Origin of the sequence: Calidifontimicrobium sp. SYSU G02091, from assembly GCF_022631395.1 — a bacterium.
Classification (GTDB): domain Bacteria; phylum Pseudomonadota; class Gammaproteobacteria; order Burkholderiales; family Burkholderiaceae_C; genus Calidifontimicrobium; species Calidifontimicrobium sediminis.
Map to the genome: position 1 here is coordinate 1 of NZ_JALBGB010000026.1, position 19,634 is coordinate 19,634.

15 protein-coding genes, 1 pseudogene and 1 riboswitch are annotated in these 19,634 nt (G+C 71.6%); of the genes and pseudogenes, 12 read left to right on the forward strand and 4 right to left on the reverse strand.

Annotation, left to right across the window (positions count from 1 at the left end):
- The 4 genes from MOJ79_RS14625 to MOJ79_RS14640 all read left to right on the forward strand — a co-directional run.
- The coding region (locus MOJ79_RS14625; protein WP_241924812.1) for a DUF3108 domain-containing protein at positions 1-826 on the forward strand (826 nt) is incomplete at its 5' end.
- A 117-nt stretch (positions 827-943) separates the two neighbouring features.
- A complete protein-coding gene (locus tag MOJ79_RS14630; protein WP_241924813.1) occupies positions 944-1,213 on the forward strand; it encodes a BTH_I0359 family protein in 270 nt (89 codons plus the stop codon).
- 75 nt (positions 1,214-1,288) lie between these two features.
- A complete protein-coding gene (locus MOJ79_RS14635) occupies positions 1,289-2,809 on the forward strand; it encodes a putative bifunctional diguanylate cyclase/phosphodiesterase (RefSeq protein WP_241924814.1) in 1,521 nt (506 codons plus the stop codon).
- Between the two features lie 69 nt (positions 2,810-2,878).
- A complete protein-coding gene (locus MOJ79_RS14640; RefSeq protein WP_119289413.1) occupies positions 2,879-3,940 on the forward strand; it encodes a homocysteine S-methyltransferase family protein in 1,062 nt (353 codons plus the stop codon).
- Here the strand turns inward: MOJ79_RS14640 and MOJ79_RS14645 are convergent.
- A complete protein-coding gene (locus MOJ79_RS14645; protein WP_241924815.1) occupies positions 3,906-4,418 on the reverse strand; it encodes a hypothetical protein in 513 nt (170 codons plus the stop codon). The genes MOJ79_RS14640 and MOJ79_RS14645 overlap by 35 nt on opposite strands.
- Positions 4,419-4,543: 125 nt before the next feature.
- Positions 4,544-4,652: riboswitch (S-adenosyl-L-homocysteine riboswitch) on the forward strand.
- Between the two features lie 114 nt (positions 4,653-4,766).
- On the opposite strand from MOJ79_RS14645, the gene metH reads away from it, so the two are divergent.
- From metH to MOJ79_RS14660, 3 genes are all read left to right on the forward strand, one after another.
- Positions 4,767-7,478 carry a methionine synthase gene (metH, locus tag MOJ79_RS14650; protein ID WP_259374514.1) on the forward strand — a complete coding sequence of 904 codons (2,712 nt, stop codon included), beginning with the start codon at positions 4,767-4,769 and terminating at the stop codon, positions 7,476-7,478.
- 239 nt (positions 7,479-7,717) lie between these two features.
- Positions 7,718-9,415, forward strand: a complete 1,698-nt coding sequence (locus MOJ79_RS14655) for a DUF1800 domain-containing protein (RefSeq protein WP_241924816.1) — start codon at positions 7,718-7,720, stop codon at positions 9,413-9,415.
- A complete protein-coding gene (locus tag MOJ79_RS14660; RefSeq protein ID WP_241924817.1) occupies positions 9,412-10,983 on the forward strand; it encodes a DUF1501 domain-containing protein in 1,572 nt (523 codons plus the stop codon). Before MOJ79_RS14655 ends, MOJ79_RS14660 begins: the two co-directional genes overlap by 4 nt.
- A gap of 41 nt (positions 10,984-11,024) precedes the next feature.
- Here MOJ79_RS14660 and MOJ79_RS14665 read toward each other — a convergent pair whose 3' ends face one another.
- Positions 11,025-12,551 carry a YifB family Mg chelatase-like AAA ATPase gene (locus MOJ79_RS14665; protein WP_241924818.1) on the reverse strand — a complete coding sequence of 509 codons (1,527 nt, stop codon included), beginning with the start codon at positions 12,549-12,551 and terminating at the stop codon, positions 11,025-11,027.
- 356 nt (positions 12,552-12,907) lie between these two features.
- Here MOJ79_RS14665 and MOJ79_RS14670 point away from each other — a divergent pair, with 356 nt between their 5' ends.
- A complete protein-coding gene (locus MOJ79_RS14670; protein ID WP_119355334.1) occupies positions 12,908-13,246 on the forward strand; it encodes a P-II family nitrogen regulator in 339 nt (112 codons plus the stop codon).
- 29 nt (positions 13,247-13,275) lie between these two features.
- Entirely contained in the window at positions 13,276-14,655 is a 1,380-nt protein-coding gene (locus MOJ79_RS14675; protein WP_241924819.1) for an ammonium transporter, read from the forward strand.
- An 89-nt stretch (positions 14,656-14,744) separates the two neighbouring features.
- On the opposite strand, the gene MOJ79_RS14680 is transcribed toward MOJ79_RS14675, so the two are convergent.
- A complete protein-coding gene (locus MOJ79_RS14680; protein WP_241924820.1) occupies positions 14,745-15,008 on the reverse strand; it encodes a cupin domain-containing protein in 264 nt (87 codons plus the stop codon).
- 232 nt (positions 15,009-15,240) lie between these two features.
- On the opposite strand from MOJ79_RS14680, the pseudogene MOJ79_RS19170 reads away from it, so the two are divergent.
- The 3 genes and pseudogenes from MOJ79_RS19170 to gshA form a co-directional block, all read left to right on the forward strand.
- A pseudogene (locus tag MOJ79_RS19170) lies at positions 15,241-15,680 on the forward strand (glutamate synthase-related protein); the annotation flags it as partial.
- A 143-nt stretch (positions 15,681-15,823) separates the two neighbouring features.
- Positions 15,824-16,750: a hypothetical protein gene (locus tag MOJ79_RS14695; RefSeq protein WP_259374512.1), complete on the forward strand. Its 927-nt coding sequence runs from the start codon at positions 15,824-15,826 to the stop codon at positions 16,748-16,750.
- A gap of 173 nt (positions 16,751-16,923) precedes the next feature.
- Entirely contained in the window at positions 16,924-18,219 is a 1,296-nt protein-coding gene (gene gshA / locus MOJ79_RS14700) for a glutamate--cysteine ligase (RefSeq protein WP_241924823.1), read from the forward strand.
- A 40-nt stretch (positions 18,220-18,259) separates the two neighbouring features.
- On the opposite strand, the gene MOJ79_RS14705 is transcribed toward gshA, so the two are convergent.
- On the reverse strand, positions 18,260-19,561 hold the full coding sequence (locus MOJ79_RS14705) for a YVTN family beta-propeller repeat protein (RefSeq protein WP_442863130.1): 1,302 nt from the start codon (positions 19,559-19,561) through the stop codon (positions 18,260-18,262).
- Positions 19,562-19,634: the final 73 nt, after the last annotated feature.

A 19,634-nucleotide genomic window follows, 5' to 3' on the forward strand; every position in this document is an offset into this window, starting at 1 on the left:
CGACGCCGCCGATGTGCCGCGCGACGCCGACGCCGACGCGGCAGCGGCGCCCGCCGGCCTGGCGCTGCGGGCGGCCGACGGTGCGGCGGTCGCCGTCGCGCAGGTGCCGGCCGCCGGTGCACCGGCGAGGCCGGCGGTCGTCGCGCCATCGCCCGACGTGCCGGTCTACGCGACGCGGCTGCCGCCGCCGGTGCGCTGGGCGTACCGGCTGCGCCGCGGCATCGTCAGCGGAACCGCGGTGCTCGACTGGCAGCGCCGCGACGACGGCTACCGGCTGTCGCTCGACGGCAGCGTCGCCGGCGTGCCACTGTTCGAGTGGGTCAGCACCGGGCGCATCGACGCCCACGGCATCGCGCCGGACCGGCTCGTGATGCGCCAGGTCGGCAGCGGCGCGCGCGCGGCCAACTTCCGGCGCGACACCGGGGTGATCACGTACTCCGCCCGCGAGGTCGAGCACCCGCTGTGGCCGGGCGCGCAGGACCGGCTGAGCTGGCTCGTGCAGGCCACCGGCATCGTCGCCGCCGCGCCGGAAAAGTTCTCCACCCCCGGCGCGCAGATCGCGTACCAGGTCACCGGTGTGCGCGGCGACGTCGCCGTCTGGCGGCTCGACGCCGTGGGCGTGCAGACGGTCGAGGTGGCCGGCGAGCGCGTGCAGGCGGTGCTGCTGCGCCGCGAGCCGCTCAAGCCGTTCGACACCCGCGGCGAGCTGTGGCTCGACCCGCGGCGCCATTACCTGCCGGTGCGGCTGACGCTGAGCACGATCGGCCGCGCCGGCGAAGTCGTCGACTCGCTGACGCTGGAGCTCGAATCGACCACGGTGCGCTGACGGCGCGGCCGGCGCTTGTGCGCCGGGCACCCACCCTCACGGCCTCGAACGCCAGGCTTGAATCTTGCTGCGGCGCGCCCATCTGCGGGCTGAGGTTCTGACGCAGGACACACCGCCATGCACATGCTCTACAACTCCGACCACTTCGCCGTCGTGCAGTTCGAGGTGCCGGCCGAGGGCGACTCCGGCGGCGTTGCGACGGCACGCGGCGGCTACGAGATCGTCGACAAGTCGGCGCGGCGCGAGATCTTCCTCGAGGGCGCGATGGCGCGCAGCTTCCGCGAAGGCGTGCAGGCGCTGATCGAGAGCGGGCCGTCGGAAGACGAGATCGACGCCTTCCTGTCGCGCTACACCGAACTCGCGCAGCAGCCCGTCGTGCTGCACTGATCGCTGCGGCTGAGCCGCTGCGGCCGCGCTTTTCGCACCGCCGTTCGGACGCCGGCGCAGCCACACTCGGTGGCGATGGCGGCTTGGGTGCACGAGATCGGTCTCGGCGCGGGCAGCGCGGTGTCGCTGGCCGCGCTGCTCGTCGTCGTGCTGCTCGTCGTCGTGCTCGTGTCGCACGTGCGCGGGCGCCGGCGCGCGCAGGAGACGGCGGCGCTCGCCGCGTCGCTGCAGCAGGCGCACGACGAGCTGCGGCGCATCGCGTTCCGTGACGCGTTGACCGGGCTGCCGAACCGGGTGCACTTCGAGCAGCGGCTGCGGCAGTCCGCGGTGCCGCCGCGACCCGCCGAGCGGCGCTTCGCCGTGCTCTTCATCGACCTCGACGACTTCGCTTCGGTCAACGACAGCCTCGGCCATGCGGTGGGCGACGAGGTGCTGCGCGAGGCCGGCCGCCGGCTGCAGGCCCTGGCCGGCGGTGGCGTCGACGCCGCGCGCATTGGCGGCGACTCGTTCGTGCTGCGCGCCGACGGCGGTCGCGATGCCGCGGCCGCGCTCGCGCGGCGTGTCGTCGCCGCGATGCAGCAGCCCTTCGTCGTCGACGGCCGCGAGGCCCACCTGACCTGCTCGGTGGGGATCGCCGTGTACCCCGAGCACGGCGAAGGCGCACGCCTGATCACGCACGCCCACACGGCGATGGCGGCCGCGAAGCGCTCGGGCGGCGCCGGCCATGCGTTCTTTGCGCCGGCGCCGTGCGACCCGGGCGCGGTCGAGCGTCTGGGGCTGCTCGCCGACCTGCACCACGCGATCGCACGCGGCGAGCTGACGCTGCTGTACCAGCCGAAGATCGACGCCCGTAGCGGGCAGGTCACGGCGGCCGAGGCCCTGCTGCGCTGGGGCCACCCGACGCGCGGCCTCGTGCCGCCGGCGGTGTTCGTGCCGCTGGCCGAGCGCTACGGGCTGATCGGCACCCTCGGTGCGTGGGTGATCGACGACGCCTGCCGCCAGGCGCGCGCGTGGCGCGACGCGGGGCTGCGCATGCGCGTGGCGGTGAACCTCTCGGCGCTGCAGCTGCGCGACGAGACCCTCGTCGATCACCTGCTTGAGGCGCTGCAGCGCCACGGCGTGCGACCCAATCAGCTGACCTGCGAGATCACCGAGACGGTGGCGATGTCCGACACGGCGGCCGCGCGCCGCACCTTCGAGCGCCTCGGCGCGGCCGGCATCCACGTCTCGATCGACGACTTCGGCACCGGCCACTCGAGCCTGGCGTACCTGCGCCAGCTGCCGGTCGAGGAGCTGAAGATCGACCGCGGCTTCGTCGCCGACCTCGCGCACAGCGACGACGCGCGCGCGATCGTCGAGGCCGTGCTGCAGATGGCGCACGCGCTCGGGCTGAGAGTCGTCGCCGAAGGCGTCGAGGACGCGGTGCAGCGCGACCTGCTCGTGCAGATGGGCTGCGACGAGCTGCAGGGCTACTTCTTTGCGCGCCCGATGCCGGCCGAGGCGCTGACGCGCTGGGCGCTCGGGGAGGCGGCTGCGCACGCGCCGCTCGAGTTCCGCCCGTCGCTGTTTGCGCCGTCGGTGCACGCCGGACTCTGAGACAGCGCGGCGGCTGTGGTGGCGGGTCGCCGCACCGGCCGCCGCGCGCCGGCTTTCTAGAATGGTCGCATGAAGACCCTGGCTTACACGCGCGGTGCGGCGCTGCCGGCGCTGCTCGCGCAGCGCATCGTGATCATCGACGGTGCGATGGGCACGATGATCCAGAGCCATGCGCTCGGCGAGGCCGAGTTCCGCGGCGATCGCTTCGCCGACCACCCGGTCGACCTGAAGGGCAACAACGACCTGCTCGTGCTCACGAGGCCCGCGCTCGTGCGCGAGATCCACGACGCGTACTTGGCCGCCGGTGCCGACATCATCGAGACCAACACCTTCGGCGCGACCGCGATCGCGCAGGCCGACTACGCACTCGCCCACCTCGCCCGCGAGATGAACGTCGCTGCGGCACGTCTGGCGCGCGCGGCCGCCGACGCGGCGGCCACACCGGCGTGGCCGCGCTTCGTCGCCGGCGCGCTGGGCCCGACGCCGAAGACGGCGAGCATCAGCCCCGACGTCAACGACCCCGGCGCGCGCAACGTCACGTTCGACGAGCTGCGCGCGGCGTACCGCGAGCAGGCCGAGGGGCTGCTCGAAGGCGGCGTCGACCTGTTCCTGATCGAGACCGTGTTCGACACGCTCAACGCCAAGGCCGCGATCTTCGCGCTCGACGAGCTGATGGAAGACACCGGCGAGCGGTTGCCGGTGATCGTCAGCGGCACCGTGACCGACGCGTCGGGGCGCATCCTGTCGGGGCAGACGGTGGGCGCGTTCTGGCACTCGGTGCGGCACGCACGACCGCTCGCGGTGGGGCTGAACTGCGCGCTCGGCGCGGCGCTGATGCGCCCGTACATCGAGGAGCTCGGCAAGGTCGCGGCCGACACGTGGATCAGCTGCTACCCCAACGCCGGGCTGCCGAACCCGATGAGCGAGACCGGCTTCGACGAGACGCCCGAGGTCACCGCCGCGCTGATGGAAGACTTCGCGCGCAGCGGCCTGCTCAACATCGCCGGCGGCTGCTGCGGCACGACGCCGCAGCACATCGCGGCGATCCGCGCGAAGGTCGGCGCCTACCGGCCGCGCTCGCGGCGTGACCCGCTGTTCACGGCGCTGGTCGACCCGCAGGCGGCGGTCTGACCGCGGCGAGTTCGGCGCCGAGCAGCACGCGCCCGGGCGGCGCGGCCGTGCCCGGGTGCACGCGCGTCGGCGCGATGCCGGCGCGCGCAAGCCGCACGCGCACCTGCGCCGTGCGCCGGTCGGCGAGCACGGCCCCGCCGGCGTCGGGCGGCAGCCGCACGCGCAGCCGCGCCGAGGGCACGCGCGCGAGCGTCGTCGCGAGTTCGTCGAGCACCGCCGCCAGCGCCGGCTGCACGTCGGCGCGGCCGGGCGCGAAGGCACGTGCCGCCGGCAGCTCGACCCACAGCGCGCCGTCGTCGTCGAGCACGACGAGCGCCGGCGTGCCCCCCAGCGCCTGCGCGAGGCGTCGCTGCTCGGCGTCGAGGCGGTCGGGCGCGGGCGGCGCGGCGGTCACCGGGCCGCTCGGCGGCACGCCGGCGCACCCGGGCAGCCCCGCGATCACGACGGCCGCCAGTGCCAGCAGTCTGCGGCGTTGCATCCCGGCATTGGACGCCACGCGGGTGCGCGCGCCGCGCCGCGCGGGCGCATCGAACGGTAAGCCGCGTGACCGGAAGTAAGCCGGCGGCGCACCGGGCCGCCCGGCGCGCTGGCTAGAATCGACACCGTTTCGAGGAGCGTTGCGACGACCGGGCGGCACGGCCGCCGGTCGCCAGGCTCGGGACACCGCGTGCGGCGCGACGGCGCCCGCGGTCGCTAACGACGCTCACCCCACCGGCGCGCCGCCGGGCGGCGGTGAGCCGCAGGCGGTGCGGCGCAGCGAGCCGACGCGATGACCGCCACCTTGCCGAACCCGATTTCCGATCCCGCCGCGTCCGCGGCGAGCGCGATGCCGCCGATGCGCCTGGCCGGTCTCGAGCCGGTCACGATCGGTGCCGGCTCGCTGTTCGTCAACATCGGCGAGCGCACCAACGTGACGGGCTCGAAGGCGTTCGCGCGGCTGATCCTCGGCGGCCAGTTCGAGCAGGCGCTCGCGGTCGCGCGCCAGCAGGTCGAGAACGGCGCGCAGATCATCGACGTCAACATGGACGAGGCCATGCTCGACAGCAAGGCCGCGATGGTGCGCTTCCTGAACCTGATCGCCGCCGAGCCCGAGATCGCGCGCGTGCCGGTGATGATCGACAGCTCGAAGTGGGACGTCATCGAAGCCGGGCTGAAGTGCCTGCAGGGCAAGGGCATCGTCAACTCGATCTCGCTGAAGGAGGGCGAGGCCGAATTCAAGCGCCAGGCGCGGCTGATCCGGCGCTACGGCGCGGCCACCGTCGTGATGGCGTTCGACGAACAGGGCCAGGCCGACACCTTCGCGCGCAAGATCGAGATCTGCCAGCGCGCCTACCGCATCCTGGTCGACGAGGTCGACTTCCCGCCCGAGGACATCGTCTTCGACCCGAACATCTTCGCGATCGCCACCGGCATCGAGGAGCACGACCGCTACGCGGTCGACTTCATCGAGGCGACGCGCTGGATCAAGGCGAACCTGCCCGGCGCCAAGGTCAGCGGCGGTGTCAGCAACGTCTCATTCAGCTTCCGCGGCAACGAGCCGGTGCGCGAGGCGATCCACACCGTGTTCCTGTACCACGCGATCAAGGCCGGGCTCGACATGGGCATCGTCAACGCCGGGCAGATCGGCGTCTACGACGAGCTCGACCCGCAGCTGCGCGAGCGCGTCGAGGACGTCGTGCTCGCGCGCCGCGCCGACGCGACCGAGCGCCTGCTCGAGATCGCCGAGTCGTTCAAGGGCCAGGGCAGGGACGACGGCGCGCGCCTGGCGTGGCGCGCGCTGCCGGTCGAGCAGCGGCTCAGCCACGCGCTGGTGCATGGCATCACCGACCACATCGCCGAGGACACGGAAGAGGCCTGGCGCGCGATCGAGGCGCGCGGCGGGCGGCCGCTGCACGTCATCGAAGGCCCGCTGATGGCGGGCATGAACATCGTCGGCGACCTGTTCGGGCAGGGCAAGATGTTCCTGCCGCAGGTCGTCAAGAGCGCGCGCGTGATGAAGCAGGCCGTCGCGCACCTGCTGCCCTACATCGAGGCCGAGAAGCAGGCGCTGATCGACGCCGGCGGCGAGGCCCGCCCGAAGGGCAAGATCGTGATCGCCACCGTCAAGGGCGACGTGCACGACATCGGCAAGAACATCGTCGCCGTCGTCCTGCAGTGCAACAACTTCGACGTCGTCAACATGGGCGTGATGGTGCCGTGCCAGGACATCCTCGCGCGCGCGAAAGTCGAGGGCGCCGACATCATCGGGTTGTCGGGGCTGATCACGCCGAGCCTCGAGGAGATGCAGCACGTCGCCGCCGAGATGCAGCGCGACGACTGGTTCCGCCTGCGCAAGATCCCGCTGCTGATCGGCGGTGCCACCACCAGCCGCGTGCACACCGCGGTCAAGATCGCGCCGCACTATGACGGGCCGGTGGTCTACGTGCCCGATGCGTCGCGCAGCGTCGGCGTGTGCGCCGACCTGCTGTCCGACGAGCGTGCGGCCAAGTTCATCGCCGAGCTCGAGGCCGATTACGCGCGCGTGCGCGAGCTGCACGCCGGCAAGAAGAAGACGCCGCTCGTCACGCTGGCGCAGGCGCGTGCGAACAAGACACCGATCGACTGGACGGCCTACGTGCCGCCGAAGCCAAAGTTCCTCGGCCGGCGCGAGTTCCGCAACCAGGACCTGGCCGAGCTCGCCCGCTACATCGACTGGACGCCGTTCTTCCAGACCTGGGACCTCGCGGGGCGCTTCCCGCAGATCCTGCGCGACGAGGTTGTCGGCGCCGAGGCCACGCGCGTCTACGCCGATGGCAAGCGCATGCTCGAGCGCCTGGTCAAGGGCCGCTGGCTGCAGGCGCACGGCGTCGTCGGCTTCTGGCCCGCGAACACCGTCGACGACGACACGATCGAGTTGTACGCCGACGAGTCGCGCGAGCAGGTGCTGCTGCGCTGGTCGCCGCTGCGCCAGCAGAGCGAACGCCCCGTCGTCGACGGCGTGCCGCGTCCGAACCGCTGCCTGGCCGACTTCGTCGCGCCCAAGGGGGTGGCGCCCGACTACGTCGGCCTGTTCGCCGTGACCGCCGGCATCGGCGCCGACGCGAAGGCCGAACAGTTCGTGCGCGACCACGACGACTACGCGGCGATCATGCTCAAGGCGCTCGCGGACCGGCTTGCCGAGGCCTTCGCCGAGTGGCTGCACGAGCGCGTGAGGCGCGACCTGTGGGGCTACGCGGCCGACGAGCTGCTGACGCACGAAGAGCTGATCGCCGAGGCTTACCGCGGCATCCGTCCGGCGCCCGGCTACCCGGCCTGCCCCGACCACGGCGTCAAGCGCGGCATGTTCGAACTGCTGCAGGCCGAACGCATCGGCATGGGGCTCACCGAGAGCCTCGCGATGACGCCGGCGGCCAGCGTCAGCGGTTTCTACCTCGCGCATCCCGAGGCCGTCTACTTCAACGTCGGGCGCATCGGCGACGACCAGCTCGCCGACTGGGCCGCGCGCCAGCAGATCGCGCTGGCCGACGCGCGTCGGCTGCTCGCTCCCGTGCTGGACTGAGCCGCCGGCGCGCCCCGGCGGCGCGGGTCGTGACGGATGCAACGCTCCGCAACCGCGGTGACGGACGTGCATGGCGTCACGGACCCGTGGCGGATCGCCTGCGAACAATCCGTGCCACGCGGACGGGCCACCGGCGGTCTGCCCGCGCGCAGCGGGAGGATGCGGTGGACGTTGGCAGATCGTGGATCGCGATGCGGTGCCGGTTGGTGCGCGGCCTCGCGGCCTTGGGCGTGGCCGCGATGCTCGCTGCCTGTGGCGGCGGCGGTGGCGGCGAGGACGCACCGATAGCGAGCGACGCGCCGGCGACGCGTGACGAGGCGGCGCGCTTTCTGACACAGGCCACGTTCGGGCCGACGCAGGCCGACATCGAGCGCGTGATGCGCATCGGCTACGAGCGCTGGATCGACGAGCAGCTCGCGCGCACGCCGTCGTCGCACCGCGCGCTGTGGGAGGCCGCCGACCGCGCACTCAAGGCGTCGGACCCGAACGCATCGGCCGGCCAGGAAGGCGTGCTCAACGCCTTCTGGCGCCACGCGGTCCACGGCGCCGACCAGCTGCGCCTGCGTCACGCCTACGCGCTGTCGCAGATCTTCGTGATCTCGATGGTCGACGGCACCGTGGGCGACAACCCGCGCGCGGTGGCGGCGTGGCTCGACATGCTCAACGAGCAGGGCGTGGGCACCTACCGCCAGCTGCTCGAGAGCGTCTCGCGCCACCCGATGATGGGGGTGTACCTGTCGCACCTGCGCAACCAGAAGGCCAATCCCGCCACCGGCCGCGTGCCCGACGAGAACTACGCGCGCGAGGTGATGCAGCTGTTCTCGATCGGCATCGTCGAGCTGAACGCCGACGGCACGCCGCGCACCGTCGGCGGTGTGCCGGTCGAGACCTACACGCCGGCCGACATCAGCGGCCTGGCCAAGGTCTTCACCGGCTGGAGCTGGGACTGCGTCGACACCAGCAACGGCTGCTTCTACAGCGGCACGGTCAACGGCCAGTCCGACCCCGACCGCAGCTTCAAGCCGATGAAGGGCTACGCGCAGTTCCACAGCACCGAAGCCAAGACCTTCCTCGGCACGACGATCGCTGCGCAGACCACCGCCGACCCGCAGGCGAGCCTGACGGCGGCGCTCGACGCGATCGCCAACCACCCCAACGTCGGCCCGTTCATCAGCCGCCAGCTGATCCAGCGGCTGGTCACCAGCAACCCGAGTCCGCAGTACGTGCACGACGTCGCGCGCGTGTTCGCCGACAACGGCAAGGGCGTGCGTGGCGACCTGAAGGCGGTGCTCAAGGCGGTGCTGCTGCACCCCGAGGCGCGCACGATGTCCGACACCGGCGGCAAGGTGCGCGAGCCGGTGCTGCGCCTGTCGGCGTACCTGCGCGCGTTCCCGCACACGTCGGACACGGGCCGCTGGCGCGTCGGCAACACCGACAACCCGGGTTCGGCGCTCGGCCAGTCGCCGATGCGCTCACCGTCGGTGTTCAACTTCTTCCGCCCGGGCTACGTGCCGCCCGGCACCTACGCCGCCGCCGCGGGCCTCGTCGTGCCCGAGATGCAGATCGCGCACGAGACGACGGCCGCCGGCTACGTGAACTTCATGCGCGACAACCTCTCGTCGGGCGTCGGCGTCTACAACGGCACCATCGACGGCGTGACCTACAACCGGCGCGACCTGCGGCCCGACTTCACGGCCGAACTGGCGCTGGCCGACCAGCCCGCGGCGCTCGTCGACCACGTCGTGGCCAAGCTGACCTACGGCACCGTGTCGCAGGCGCTGAAAGACACGATCGTCGAGGCGGTCGCGAGCATCGCGATCCCGGCGCCGACCTCGAACGGCAGCAATGCGTCGGCGATCGACGCCGCCAAGCTCAACCGCGTGCGCGCGGCGATCCTGCTCGTGCTGGCCTCGCCCGAATTCCTGGTGCAACGATGAACAAGGTCCACGTCCGTACCCACGACCCATCGCGCCGCGCCTTCCTGCGCCAGGCCGGCGCGCTGTCGATGATTGCCGCCCCGGCGGCACCGCTGGCGCTGAATCTGGCGGCGATCGGCCAGGCCGCGGCGCAGAGCGCGTCCGACTACCGCGCGCTGGTGTGCGTGTTCCTGTTCGGCGGCAACGACAGCTTCAACATGGTGCTGCCGACCGACACGGCGTCGTGGACCGCGTACACCGCCACGCGCAACCAGGCGCCCGACCCGATCGCGCTGCTGGCGCCGGGCACGGCGGCGAATGCCTCCGCCGCGGCGGGTTCGCCGGCGCGGCTCGGCGGCGTGCTGCCGATCGGCCCGCTGAACCCGCAGGGGCGCACGTTCGCGCTGCACCCGCTGATGGGTGCGCTGCGCACGATGTTCGACACCGACCGCCGGCTCGCGATCGTCGCCAACGTCGGTCCGCTGATCGTGCCGACGACCAAGGCGCAGTACGCCCAGTCCACCCATCCGAAGCCCAAGCGCCTGTTCTCGCACAACGACCAGCAGAACACCTGGATGGCGTTCGAGCCCGAAGGCGCCACACGCGGCTGGGGCGGACGCATCGGCGATCTGCTCTACGCCTCGCACAACACGAACGCCGTGTTCACGTCGGTGTCGGCATCGGGCAACTCGGTGTGGCTCGCGGGCCAGCAGATCCAGCAGTACCAGGTCGGCAGCAATGGCGCGATCCGTCTCGGCACCGATGCGAACGGGCGCGTGTTCGGCTCGGCGGTGGTGGGTCACGCGCTCGCGCAGGTCGCCGGCTCGGCACGCGGCACGCATCTGTTCGAGATCGATATGGCCGCCGTCGCGCAGCGCTCGATGGCCGCCGAGGCCATGCTGCGCACGGCCCTCAAGCCGGCGAGCGACCCGCTGTTCGGCACGCCACCGGCCAGCGGCAACTACAGCGCCAGCAGCGACCCCAAGCTGCAGTACCCGAACCCGCTGAGCGGCACCAGCAGCTTCAACGCGCTGGCGCAGCAGCTGCAGACGGTCGCGCGCATGATCGATGCCGGCATGGCCGGCGCGATCGGCGTGCGTCGCCAGGTGTTCTTCGTCAGCATGGGCGGCTTCGACACCCACGACCAGCAGAACCGCAACCACGCCGACCTGATGGCGCGTCTGGCGCATGGGCTGCGCTATTTCGACGACACGCTCGGCGCGATGGGCGCGCGCCACAACGTCACCACCTTCACCGCCACCGACTTCGGCCGCACGTTCACGAGTAACGGCGATGGCACCGACCACGGCTGGGGCTCGCACCAGTTCGTGATGGGCGGCGCGGTGCGCGGGGGCGACATTTACGGGCGCTTTCCGCAGATCGGCGTAAAGAATGCGAACAACAACCGGTTCGACAGCAGTCCAGATCAGTTGGACAACGGGTCGCTGTTGCCCGAGATCTCGGTGGACCAGTTCGCCGCCACGCTCGCGCGTTGGATGGGCGTCAGCGACGCCGACGCGCTGACGATCTTTCCGAACCTGGGCAACTTCAATCCGTCGGTGCGCAACCTCGGCTTCATGAACACCTGAACGGGCCGGCGGCGCGGCCGGCCGTGGTTGCCCGCGGATGCCTACGCCGCCGGCAGCGCACGCCGGTACTGCATCGCCTCGGCCAGGTGCGTCGCCGTCAGCCGCTCGCTGCCGGCGAGGTCGGCGATCGTGCGCGCCACCTTCAGCACGCGGTGCAGGCTGCGCCCCGACCAGCCCAGGCGCTGCGCCGCCTGTTGCGCGAAGCGCTGCGCGGCCTCGTCGAGCCGGCAGTGCCGTTCGAGGTCGGCCGCCTCGAGCAGCGCGTTGGCCCGGCCCTGCCGCGCGAGCGCGCGCCCGCGTGCGGCGGCCACGCGTGCGGCGACGACGGCCGTGGGTTCGCCCTCGGGTTGTGCGAGCAGCTGCGCCGGTGCCACCGCCGGCACCTCGACCTGCAGGTCGATGCGGTCGAGCAGCGGCCCCGACAGCCGCGCCTGGTAGCGCGCGACGACGTCGGGCGTGCAGCGGCACGTGCGCGGGCTCGCCACGGGGGCGCCCAGCCAGCCGCACGGGCACGGGTTCATCGCCGCGACGAGCTGGAAGCGCGCCGGGAACGTCGCCTGCCGCGCCGCGCGCGAGATCGTGATGCGGCCCGCCTCGAGCGGCTCGCGCAGCGCTTCGAGCGCCGAGCGGTTGAATTCGACGAGCTCGTCGAGGAACAGCACGCCGCCGTGCGCGAGCGAGATCTCGCCCGGCCGCGGCGGTGAGCCGCCGCCCACCAGCGCGACCGCGCTGGCCGAATGGTGCGGCGCGCGCAGCGGGCGCTGGCGCCAGCGGCGCACGTCGAAGCCCTCGGCCGACAGCCCCTGCAGCGCCGCGCTGCGCAGCGCCTCGTCGTCGTCCATCGGCGGCAGCAGCCCGGGCAGCCGCTGCGCGAGCATCGACTTGCCGCTGCCCGGCGGGCCGACCATCAGCACGCTGTGCGCGCCGGCCGCGGCGATCTCGAGCACGCGCTTCGCGGCGGCCTGGCCGCGCACGTCGCGCAGGTCGGGCGCCGGGCGTGCCGCAGCCGCAGGTGCGGCGACGGCGCGCGGCAGCGGCACCGCCGCGTCGCCGGGCTGCAGCGCCGCGACGACGTCGAGCAGGTGCGACGCAGCGCGCACGCCGACGCCGCCCACCAGCGCCGCCTCGGCCGCGCTGGCCGCCGGCAGCACGAGCGTGCGTGCTGGCGCCGCGGCGCGCAGCCCGAGCGCGAGCGCGATGGCGCCGCGCACGGGACGCAGTTCGCCGGCCAGCGACAGCTCGCCGGCGAACTCCACGTCGGCCAGGCGCGCCGCGTCGACCTGACCCGCGGCGGCCAGGATGCCGAGCGCGATCGGCAGGTCGAAGCGCCCGGACTCCTTCGGCAGGTCGGCGGGCGCGAGGTTGACCGTGACGCGCTTGTTGTGCGGGAAGCCGAGCCCGCTGTGGGTCAGCGCGGCGCGCACGCGCTCACGCGCCTCCTTGACCTCGGTATCGGCCAGCCCGACCAGCGTGAAGCTCGGCAGACCGTTGGCCAGGTGCACCTCGACCTGGACTTCGGGTGCATCGAGCCCGTCGAGTGCGCGGCTGCGGACCACGGCCAATGACATCACACCCTCCCTCCAGATCGCGCGCCACCGGCTGCGGACAACCGGGAGGCGCAAAGACGCGCCGCCGCGCGCCGACAGCAGTCGATTGCGCACCGAAAATGTGCGCTCGTTGCGGTTGCTCCCTTTCGGTGCGCCGGCGTCGCGTCAAAGCGCTCATTCGGCGCTGGCGCCGCGATCGCGACGATGGCATGGAAGCTGCAGAACACGGGTGGCCAGCCCCTAGTTCATCGGAGAGGCGCCCATGCAGAAGATTCCCCCCGCCCTGGCCGCTCGCGCGGTTGCCGCTGCCGTCCGCGTCTGGGCGACCTGACCCGGACCGCGCCTGCGTCGTTTGCACTCACGAAAGGAACACCACCATGAAGATGGTCACCGCCATCGTCAAGCCGTTCAAGCTCGACGAAGTGCGTGAAGCCCTCAGCGCGATCGGCGTGCAGGGCATCACGGTGACGGAAGTCAAGGGCTTCGGCCGCCAGAAGGGTCACACCGAGCTGTACCGTGGCGCCGAGTACGTCGTCGACTTCCTGCCCAAGGTCAAGATCGAGGCGGCCGTCGACGACGCGCTGCTCGACCGCGTGATCGAGGCCATCGAGGCGTCGGCGCGCACCGGCAAGATCGGCGACGGAAAGATCTTCGTCTCCGCGCTCGAGCAGGTCGTGCGCATCCGCACCGGCGAGACCGGCAAGGACGCGCTGTGATCAGCGGCACAACACACCGAGACGATCCCATGAAGAAACTGTTTGCGATCCTCGCCCTCGGCGTGATGCTGCTGGGCTTTGCGGGCGTCTCTTTCGCCCAGGAGGCCGCGTCGGCGCCGGCTTCGGCCGTCGAGGCGGCCAGTGAAGCGGCCGCGCCGGCGGCCGAGGCTGCGGCCGCGCCGACCGTCCACAAGGGCGACGTGGCCTGGATGCTCGTCTCGACGCTGCTCGTCGTGATGATGGTGCCGGGCCTGGCGTTGTTCTACGGCGGCCTCGTGCGCAGCAAGAACATGCTGTCGGTGCTGATGCAGGTGATGGTCGTGTTCTCGCTCGTCGTCGTGCTGTGGGCGATCTACGGCTACAGCCTCGCGTTCGGCGGCGAGGGCCTGATCGTCGGCACCTTCGACAAGCTGTTCCTGTCGGGCGTGACGATGGACAGCCTGGCCGACACGTTCACCGACGAGTTCAAGCTGCCCGAGTTCCTGTTCATCGCGTTCCAGGCCACCTTCGCCGGCCTGACCTGCGCGCTGGTCGTCGGCTCGTTCGCCGAGCGGATGAAGTTCTCGGCCGTGCTGCTGTTCTCGGCGATCTGGTTCACCTTCTGCTACATCCCGATCGCGCACATGGTCTGGGGTGCCGGCGGCTACCTGCTCGACAAGGGGGCGCTCGACTTCGCGGGCGGCACCGTGGTGCACATCAACGCCGGCATCGCCGGCCTGGTGGGCGCCTACGTGGTGGGCAAGCGCATCGGCTACGGCAAGGAGGCGATGCCGCCTCACTCGCTGCCGCTGACGATGCTCGGCGCCGCGATGCTGTGGGTCGGCTGGTTCGGCTTCAACGCCGGCTCGAACCTCGAGGCCACCGCGGGCGCCGCGCTGGCGACGCTGAACACGCTGTTCGCGACGGCGGCGGCGATGGTCGCGTGGACGATCGGCGAAGCGCTCGCCAAGGGCAAGGCGTCGATGCTGGGTGCGGCGTCGGGTGCGGTGGCCGGTCTGGTGGGCGTCACGCCGGCGGCCGGCATCGTCGGCCCGATGGGCGCGATCGTGATCGGTCTGGCCGCGGGCTTCATCTGCCTGTGGGGCGTCAACGGCCTCAAGCGCATGCTCGGTGCCGACGACTCGCTCGACGTGTTCGGCGTCCACGGCGTGGGCGGTATCGTCGGCGCGATCCTCACCGGCGTGTTCGCGGCGCCGTACCTGGGTGGCACCGGCGCCGAGGACTTCTCGATGTCCAGCCAGGTGCTGATCCAGGCCGAAGGCGTCATCATCACGATCGTCTGGTCGGCGGTGGTCGCGTTCATTGCCTACAAGATCGTCGACATGGTGATCGGCCTGCGCGTCACCGAAGAAGAGGAGCGCGAGGGTCTGGACATCACGTCGCACGGCGAAACCGCGTACAACCGCTGATCGGGCGTATGGCCGCGCCGTGTGGCGCGGCCCGCGCGGCGACCTGGGGCCACGGCAGTGGCCCCTTTTTCATTCCCGGCGCGCCGTCGTCACTCGGCGGGGCTGTCGTAGACGATGACGGTCGGGAAGCGGATCGGCTGCTCGACGAGCCGCCCGGGGCCGTGCGGGATCTGGCCGCTGAAGGTCAGCGAGTCGCTCGGCTGCAGCTGGTCCGTCGGGCGTCCATGGCGGTATTCCATCGTGCCGGCGAGCATGTGGATGAACTCGGTGCCCGGGTGCTCGAAGTCCGGGAACGACTCGCTCGGGTCGTCGATCGAGATCACGAACGGCCCGAAGCGCTTGCGCGGGCGCATGGGTGCAGGCGAGCAGGTGGTGGGTGTGGCCGCTCGGCGTGCCGCGTCGCACCACTTCCGCCCCCTGGCCGGCCTTGACGTGCTGCGCGCGGCCCTCGGGCACGTTCCCGTGCTTGAACAGGGCCGACACCGACACGCCGAGCGCCTGCGCGATGCGCGCGAGCGTGTCCTGGCTTGCCGCGACGAGCCCATTCCCGATCTTCGACGGCAGGCTGCGGCTCACCGCCGCGCGCTCGGCCAGAAGGTCAACCCGCGGGAGCGGCGAAGATACGCACGCTGCACGAAGGCGTTGCCCGGCAAAGCGCGTGCCGCCACTGTGGCTGGACCGGCCCGGACGACTTCGAGATCAAGCTCAAGGAGCTGCGCGAGATCGCCGACCACGCCGCGCCCGGCACCGCGCCGGGCTACTGCCACACCGGCCACTGCCCGGTCGGGCTGACGACGCAGGACGACGTGCTCGAGCAGCGCCTGCACCCGCCGATCGGCGCGAAGCGGCTGCGCAACTACCTGAAGACGCTGACGATGGAGCTGACGACGATCGCGCGCGCCTGCGGCAAGCAGAACGTGCATCACCTCGAGCCCGAGGACTTGGTCGCGCTGACGATCGAGGCCGCCGCGATGGCGCGCGTGCCGCTGGCGGGCACCGACTGGATCCCGGGGCACGAGGCGCGACGCGGACGCGAGGCCAGGGTGGGCCGCGGTGCGGCACGCCCCGGCTCCGCCGCGTCCCGGCTCCGCCGCGCCGCGCCGGGTATGCCCTGCCGCGCGATGGCGAACGGGTGGCGCCCCTTCGCCCCGGGGGTCCTCGGCAATCGGTGCTGGCCACGCTGCTGCAGGGGCCGCTGCGCACCGCGGACGTGCGCGTCAAGGCCAAGGCCTTCACCGCCGAGCCGCCCGACGCGACGCTGCTGCTGCAGATCACGAACCTGCTGGGCACGATCGGTGCGCTGGTGGACCTGACGACCGGCTGGATCCAGACGCTGATGCCGCCGACCACGACCGCCGTCATCAAGGTCCAGTACCACGACCTGCCGGTCAGCCTGCAGGCCAGTCTTGCGCTGGACATGATCTTCGACAACCCGAGGTTTCGGGACACCCCCGCCGAAGAGCGGCACACGTTGACTGGTCAAGCGCAGGGCGTGCTGCGGCGCGAGGACATCCGCTTCTCTGCCGACGACGTGGCCCCGCACTACGGCGGCACGATCGACTTCACTTTCGGCGGCCTCTCGACGCAGTGGGTGGGCGAGGACGACGGCTGCACCCACGTCTTCAGCTATCAGCTGCGCAACGGCCGCTTCCAGATGGCCGTCGGGCCGAGCTACAGCCTGCAGAACGGCCAGATCGTGCGCAACGCCGGCCAGCCGGAGCAGGTCGGCTTCACCGGCGCCGACGTTCCGCCGGAGCAGTGGCCGACCGAGTCGAAGAGGCACCGCATCGTCTGCGACGGCGAGGTGGCCTCCGACGACACCGCACCGATAATGCCGGTGGTGTTCATCGCCGCGGCCAACGCGCTGAGCCTGTACGACACCGGCCTGATGTCGCTGGGTCCCCAGACCGCCGTGGTCAGCGGCTGGGATCTGGGCAGCAGCCGGCTGCTGAGCGACGGCACGCTCGAACTGCGGCGCATCACACCCAAGACCGTGACGGTGCTGGCGCAAGGGGTCGGTCCGCTCGACACCGTCATCCACCGCATCGATACGGTGATCCGGCTGACACCCACCTTCGCGCCGCCAGCGGATTGAACGGGCCGTCCTGCCGGCCGTGGTGAGGCGGCGCGGGGTCGGCGTGCCAGGGTGTGAGGATCGGGGGGCGGCGGGCGGCCGTGAGCCCCTCGGCGGCGCTGTACGCCTTTGCGCTGCGGGGCAAGTACGGGGCCGGCTCCTAGAATCGGAGCCCCGCACGACGAGGCGTCGCCATGGTCCCGCACCTCATCACCGCCCTGACCGGCCCGATCAACGAGCTCGAGGCGCGCATCCTCGAGTCGATGCCGGCGATCGAGCGCTGGTTCCGGCTCGAGTGGATGGAGCACACGCCGCCGTTCTACACGTCGGTCGACATCCGCAACGCCGGCTACAAGCTCGCGCCGGTCGACACCAACCTGTTTCCCGGCGGCTGGAACAACCTCACCGAGGAGATGCTGCCGCTGGCGGTGCAGGCGGCGATGGCGGCGATCGAGAAGATCTGCCCCGAGGCGAAGAACCTGCTGCTGATCCCCGAGAAGCACACGCGCAACACGTTCTACCTGATGAACGTGCAGCGGCTGATGCAGATCTTCCACCAGACGGGCCTGAACGTGCGGCTGGGCACGCTCGACGAGGAGATCAAGAAACCGACGCAGCTCGCGCTGCCCGACGGCAGCGAACTGACGGTGGAGCCGCTGGTGCGCACGCGCGGACGGCTCGGGCTGAAGGACTTCGACCCCTGCACGATCCTGCTCAACAACGACTTGTCGGGCGGCATCCCGAAGATCCTCGAGGGGTTGCACGAGCAGTACCTGCTGCCGCCGCTGCACGCCGGCTGGGCCGTGCGGCGCAAGAGCAACCACTTCCGCAGCTATGAGGAGGTGGCCAAGAAGTTCGCCAAGCTGCTGGGCATGGACCCGTGGCTGATCAACCCGATGTTCGCGCAGTGCGGCAAGGTCAACTTCGCCGAGGGCACCGGCATCGACTGCGTCAAGGGCCATGCCGAGGCGCTGATCGCCAAGATCCGGCGCAAGTACAAGGAATACGGCATCACCGACAAGCCCTTCGTCGTCGTCAAGGCCGACGCCGGCACCTACGGCATGGGCATCATGACGGTGCGCGACCCGAAGGAGCTCGACGAGATCAACCGCCGCACGCGCAACAAGATGAGCGTGATCAAGGAAGGCCAGGAGGTCACCGAGGTCATCATCCAGGAGGGGGTGCCGACCTTCGAGCGCATCAACGAGGCGGTGGCCGAGCCGGTGGTCTACATGCTCGACCGCTACGTCGTCGGCGGCTTCTACCGTGTGCACGCCGAGCGCGGCATCGACGAGAACCTCAACGCGCCGGGCGCCGCCTTCGTGCCGCTGGCGTTCGACGAGGCCAGCCACCTGCCGCGCCCCGGCGCCAAGCCCGGTGCGAGCGCGCCGAACCGCTTCTACATGTATGGCGTGATCGGCCGCCTGGCGATGCTCGCGGCGAGCTACGAGCTCGAGGCCACCGACCCCGAGGCCGAGATCTACGAGTGAGCCGCCGTGCGGCGGCGCGAGGCCGCCGCGCGACCTGCGCTCAGCGCAGGTTCCCCGTGTGGCCCAGGTTGTAGCGCCCGGGCTGCGGCCACACCGTCAGGCCGTGCGGTTCGCGCCCGACCTTGACCTTGTCGACGGCGCCGCTGGCCGTGTCGATGCGGTAGACCACGTCGTCGTAGCGTCCCGACAGCCACAGGTGGCGTCCGTCGGCGCTGACGTTGCCCATGTCGGGGCTGCCGCCGCCGGGGATCGGCCACTGCGCGACGACGCGCAGCGTCGCGAAGTCGATCACCGACACGCTGCCCGGGCCCCGCGGCTTGCCGCGGATCTGGTTCGAGCCGCGGTTGGCGACGTAGATGCGCCGGCCGTCGCGGCTCGGGTACAGGCCGTGCGCGCCGATGCCGGTGGGGATGAAGCCGACCTGCGTGAACGACTCGCCGTCGACGACGTGCACGCCGTCGGCCATCATGTCGGCGATCAGGAACAGCCGCCCGTCGGGCGTGATGCGCACGTCCTGCGGCATCCCCGGCGTCGTGCAGATCTGCTGGCCGGCCAGCGCCGGGTCGGGGATCTTCTTCGGCTTGCGGCCTGGCGCCGCGAGCAGCGCCTGCACGTCGGGGCGGTCGAAGTAGCGGCTGAGCTTGAGCGTGCCCAGCACCTTGCGCCCGACGAGGTCGATCTTCGTCACCGCGCCGCCGAACTCGCAGGTGAACAGCGCGTAGCGCCCGTCGAGCGAGAAGTCGGCGTGATTGATGCCGTCGCAGTCGGGCGTCTCGATCGAGTACGCGAGCTGCATCGTCGCGACGTCGCGGAAGTCGAGCCGCTTGTACGCCTCGGCGACGACGATCGCGTACCGGCCGTCGGGCGACCAGTACAGGTTGTACGGGTCGTCGACCGGGATGGCCTTGCCAGGCTTGCCGGTGCGCGGGTCGATCGGCGTCAGGCTGCCGTCGGTGCGGCCCTCGGCGTTGTTGGCGACCCACAGCGTCTTCAGGTCGTACGACGGCACGACGTGCTGCGGGTGCACGCCGACCCTGAACGTGTCGACGACCTTCAGCGTCGCCGGATCGATGACCGACACCGTGTTCGCCGCGCGGTTGGGCACGTAGACGCGCTCGAGTGCGCCGGCCACTGCAGGGCTGAACTTGCCGGCGGCGGTCTCGCTGTAGACGTTGGCCGGGTCCGGCACCGGCGGCATCCCGGGGACGGCAGCGACCGCGGGGGCTGCCGGCGGACTCGCCAGCGCGGCGGGCGACGCGTGGTGCAGCGTCGCCGAGACGGCGAGCGCCGCAGCGGCCGCGGACAGGGCCGTGGCGAGCACGGTGGAACGACGACGGGTCAAGCAACCTCCCTCGTGCCTGGCGGCACTTCGTTTTCGCTTCGTTTTCGGATGGGCCCTGTCCCGTTAACCCGCG

Excerpts from the sequence above, each read along its gene's own strand:
- MOJ79_RS14640 (WP_119289413.1), top strand. The coding sequence starts at position 2,879 with ATGAAGACCCTGGCTTACACGCGCGGTGCGGCGCTGCCGGCGCTGCTC.
- MOJ79_RS14680 (WP_241924820.1), bottom strand. The coding sequence starts at position 15,008 with ATGCGCCCGCGCAAGCGCTTCGGGCCGTTCGTGATCTCGATCGACGAC.
- metH (WP_259374514.1), top strand. The coding sequence starts at position 4,767 with ATGCCGCCGATGCGCCTGGCCGGTCTCGAGCCGGTCACGATCGGTGCC.
- MOJ79_RS14670 (WP_119355334.1), top strand. The coding sequence starts at position 12,908 with ATGAAGATGGTCACCGCCATCGTCAAGCCGTTCAAGCTCGACGAAGTG.
- MOJ79_RS14660 (WP_241924817.1), top strand. The coding sequence starts at position 9,412 with ATGAACAAGGTCCACGTCCGTACCCACGACCCATCGCGCCGCGCCTTC.
- MOJ79_RS14655 (WP_241924816.1), top strand. The coding sequence starts at position 7,718 with ATGCTCGCTGCCTGTGGCGGCGGCGGTGGCGGCGAGGACGCACCGATA.
- gshA (WP_241924823.1), top strand. The coding sequence starts at position 16,924 with ATGGTCCCGCACCTCATCACCGCCCTGACCGGCCCGATCAACGAGCTC.
- MOJ79_RS14630 (WP_241924813.1), top strand. The coding sequence starts at position 944 with ATGCACATGCTCTACAACTCCGACCACTTCGCCGTCGTGCAGTTCGAG.
- MOJ79_RS14635 (WP_241924814.1), top strand. The coding sequence starts at position 1,289 with ATGGCGGCTTGGGTGCACGAGATCGGTCTCGGCGCGGGCAGCGCGGTG.
- MOJ79_RS14665 (WP_241924818.1), bottom strand. The coding sequence starts at position 12,551 with ATGTCATTGGCCGTGGTCCGCAGCCGCGCACTCGACGGGCTCGATGCA.
- MOJ79_RS14645 (WP_241924815.1), bottom strand. The coding sequence starts at position 4,418 with ATGCAACGCCGCAGACTGCTGGCACTGGCGGCCGTCGTGATCGCGGGG.
- MOJ79_RS14675 (WP_241924819.1), top strand. The coding sequence starts at position 13,276 with ATGAAGAAACTGTTTGCGATCCTCGCCCTCGGCGTGATGCTGCTGGGC.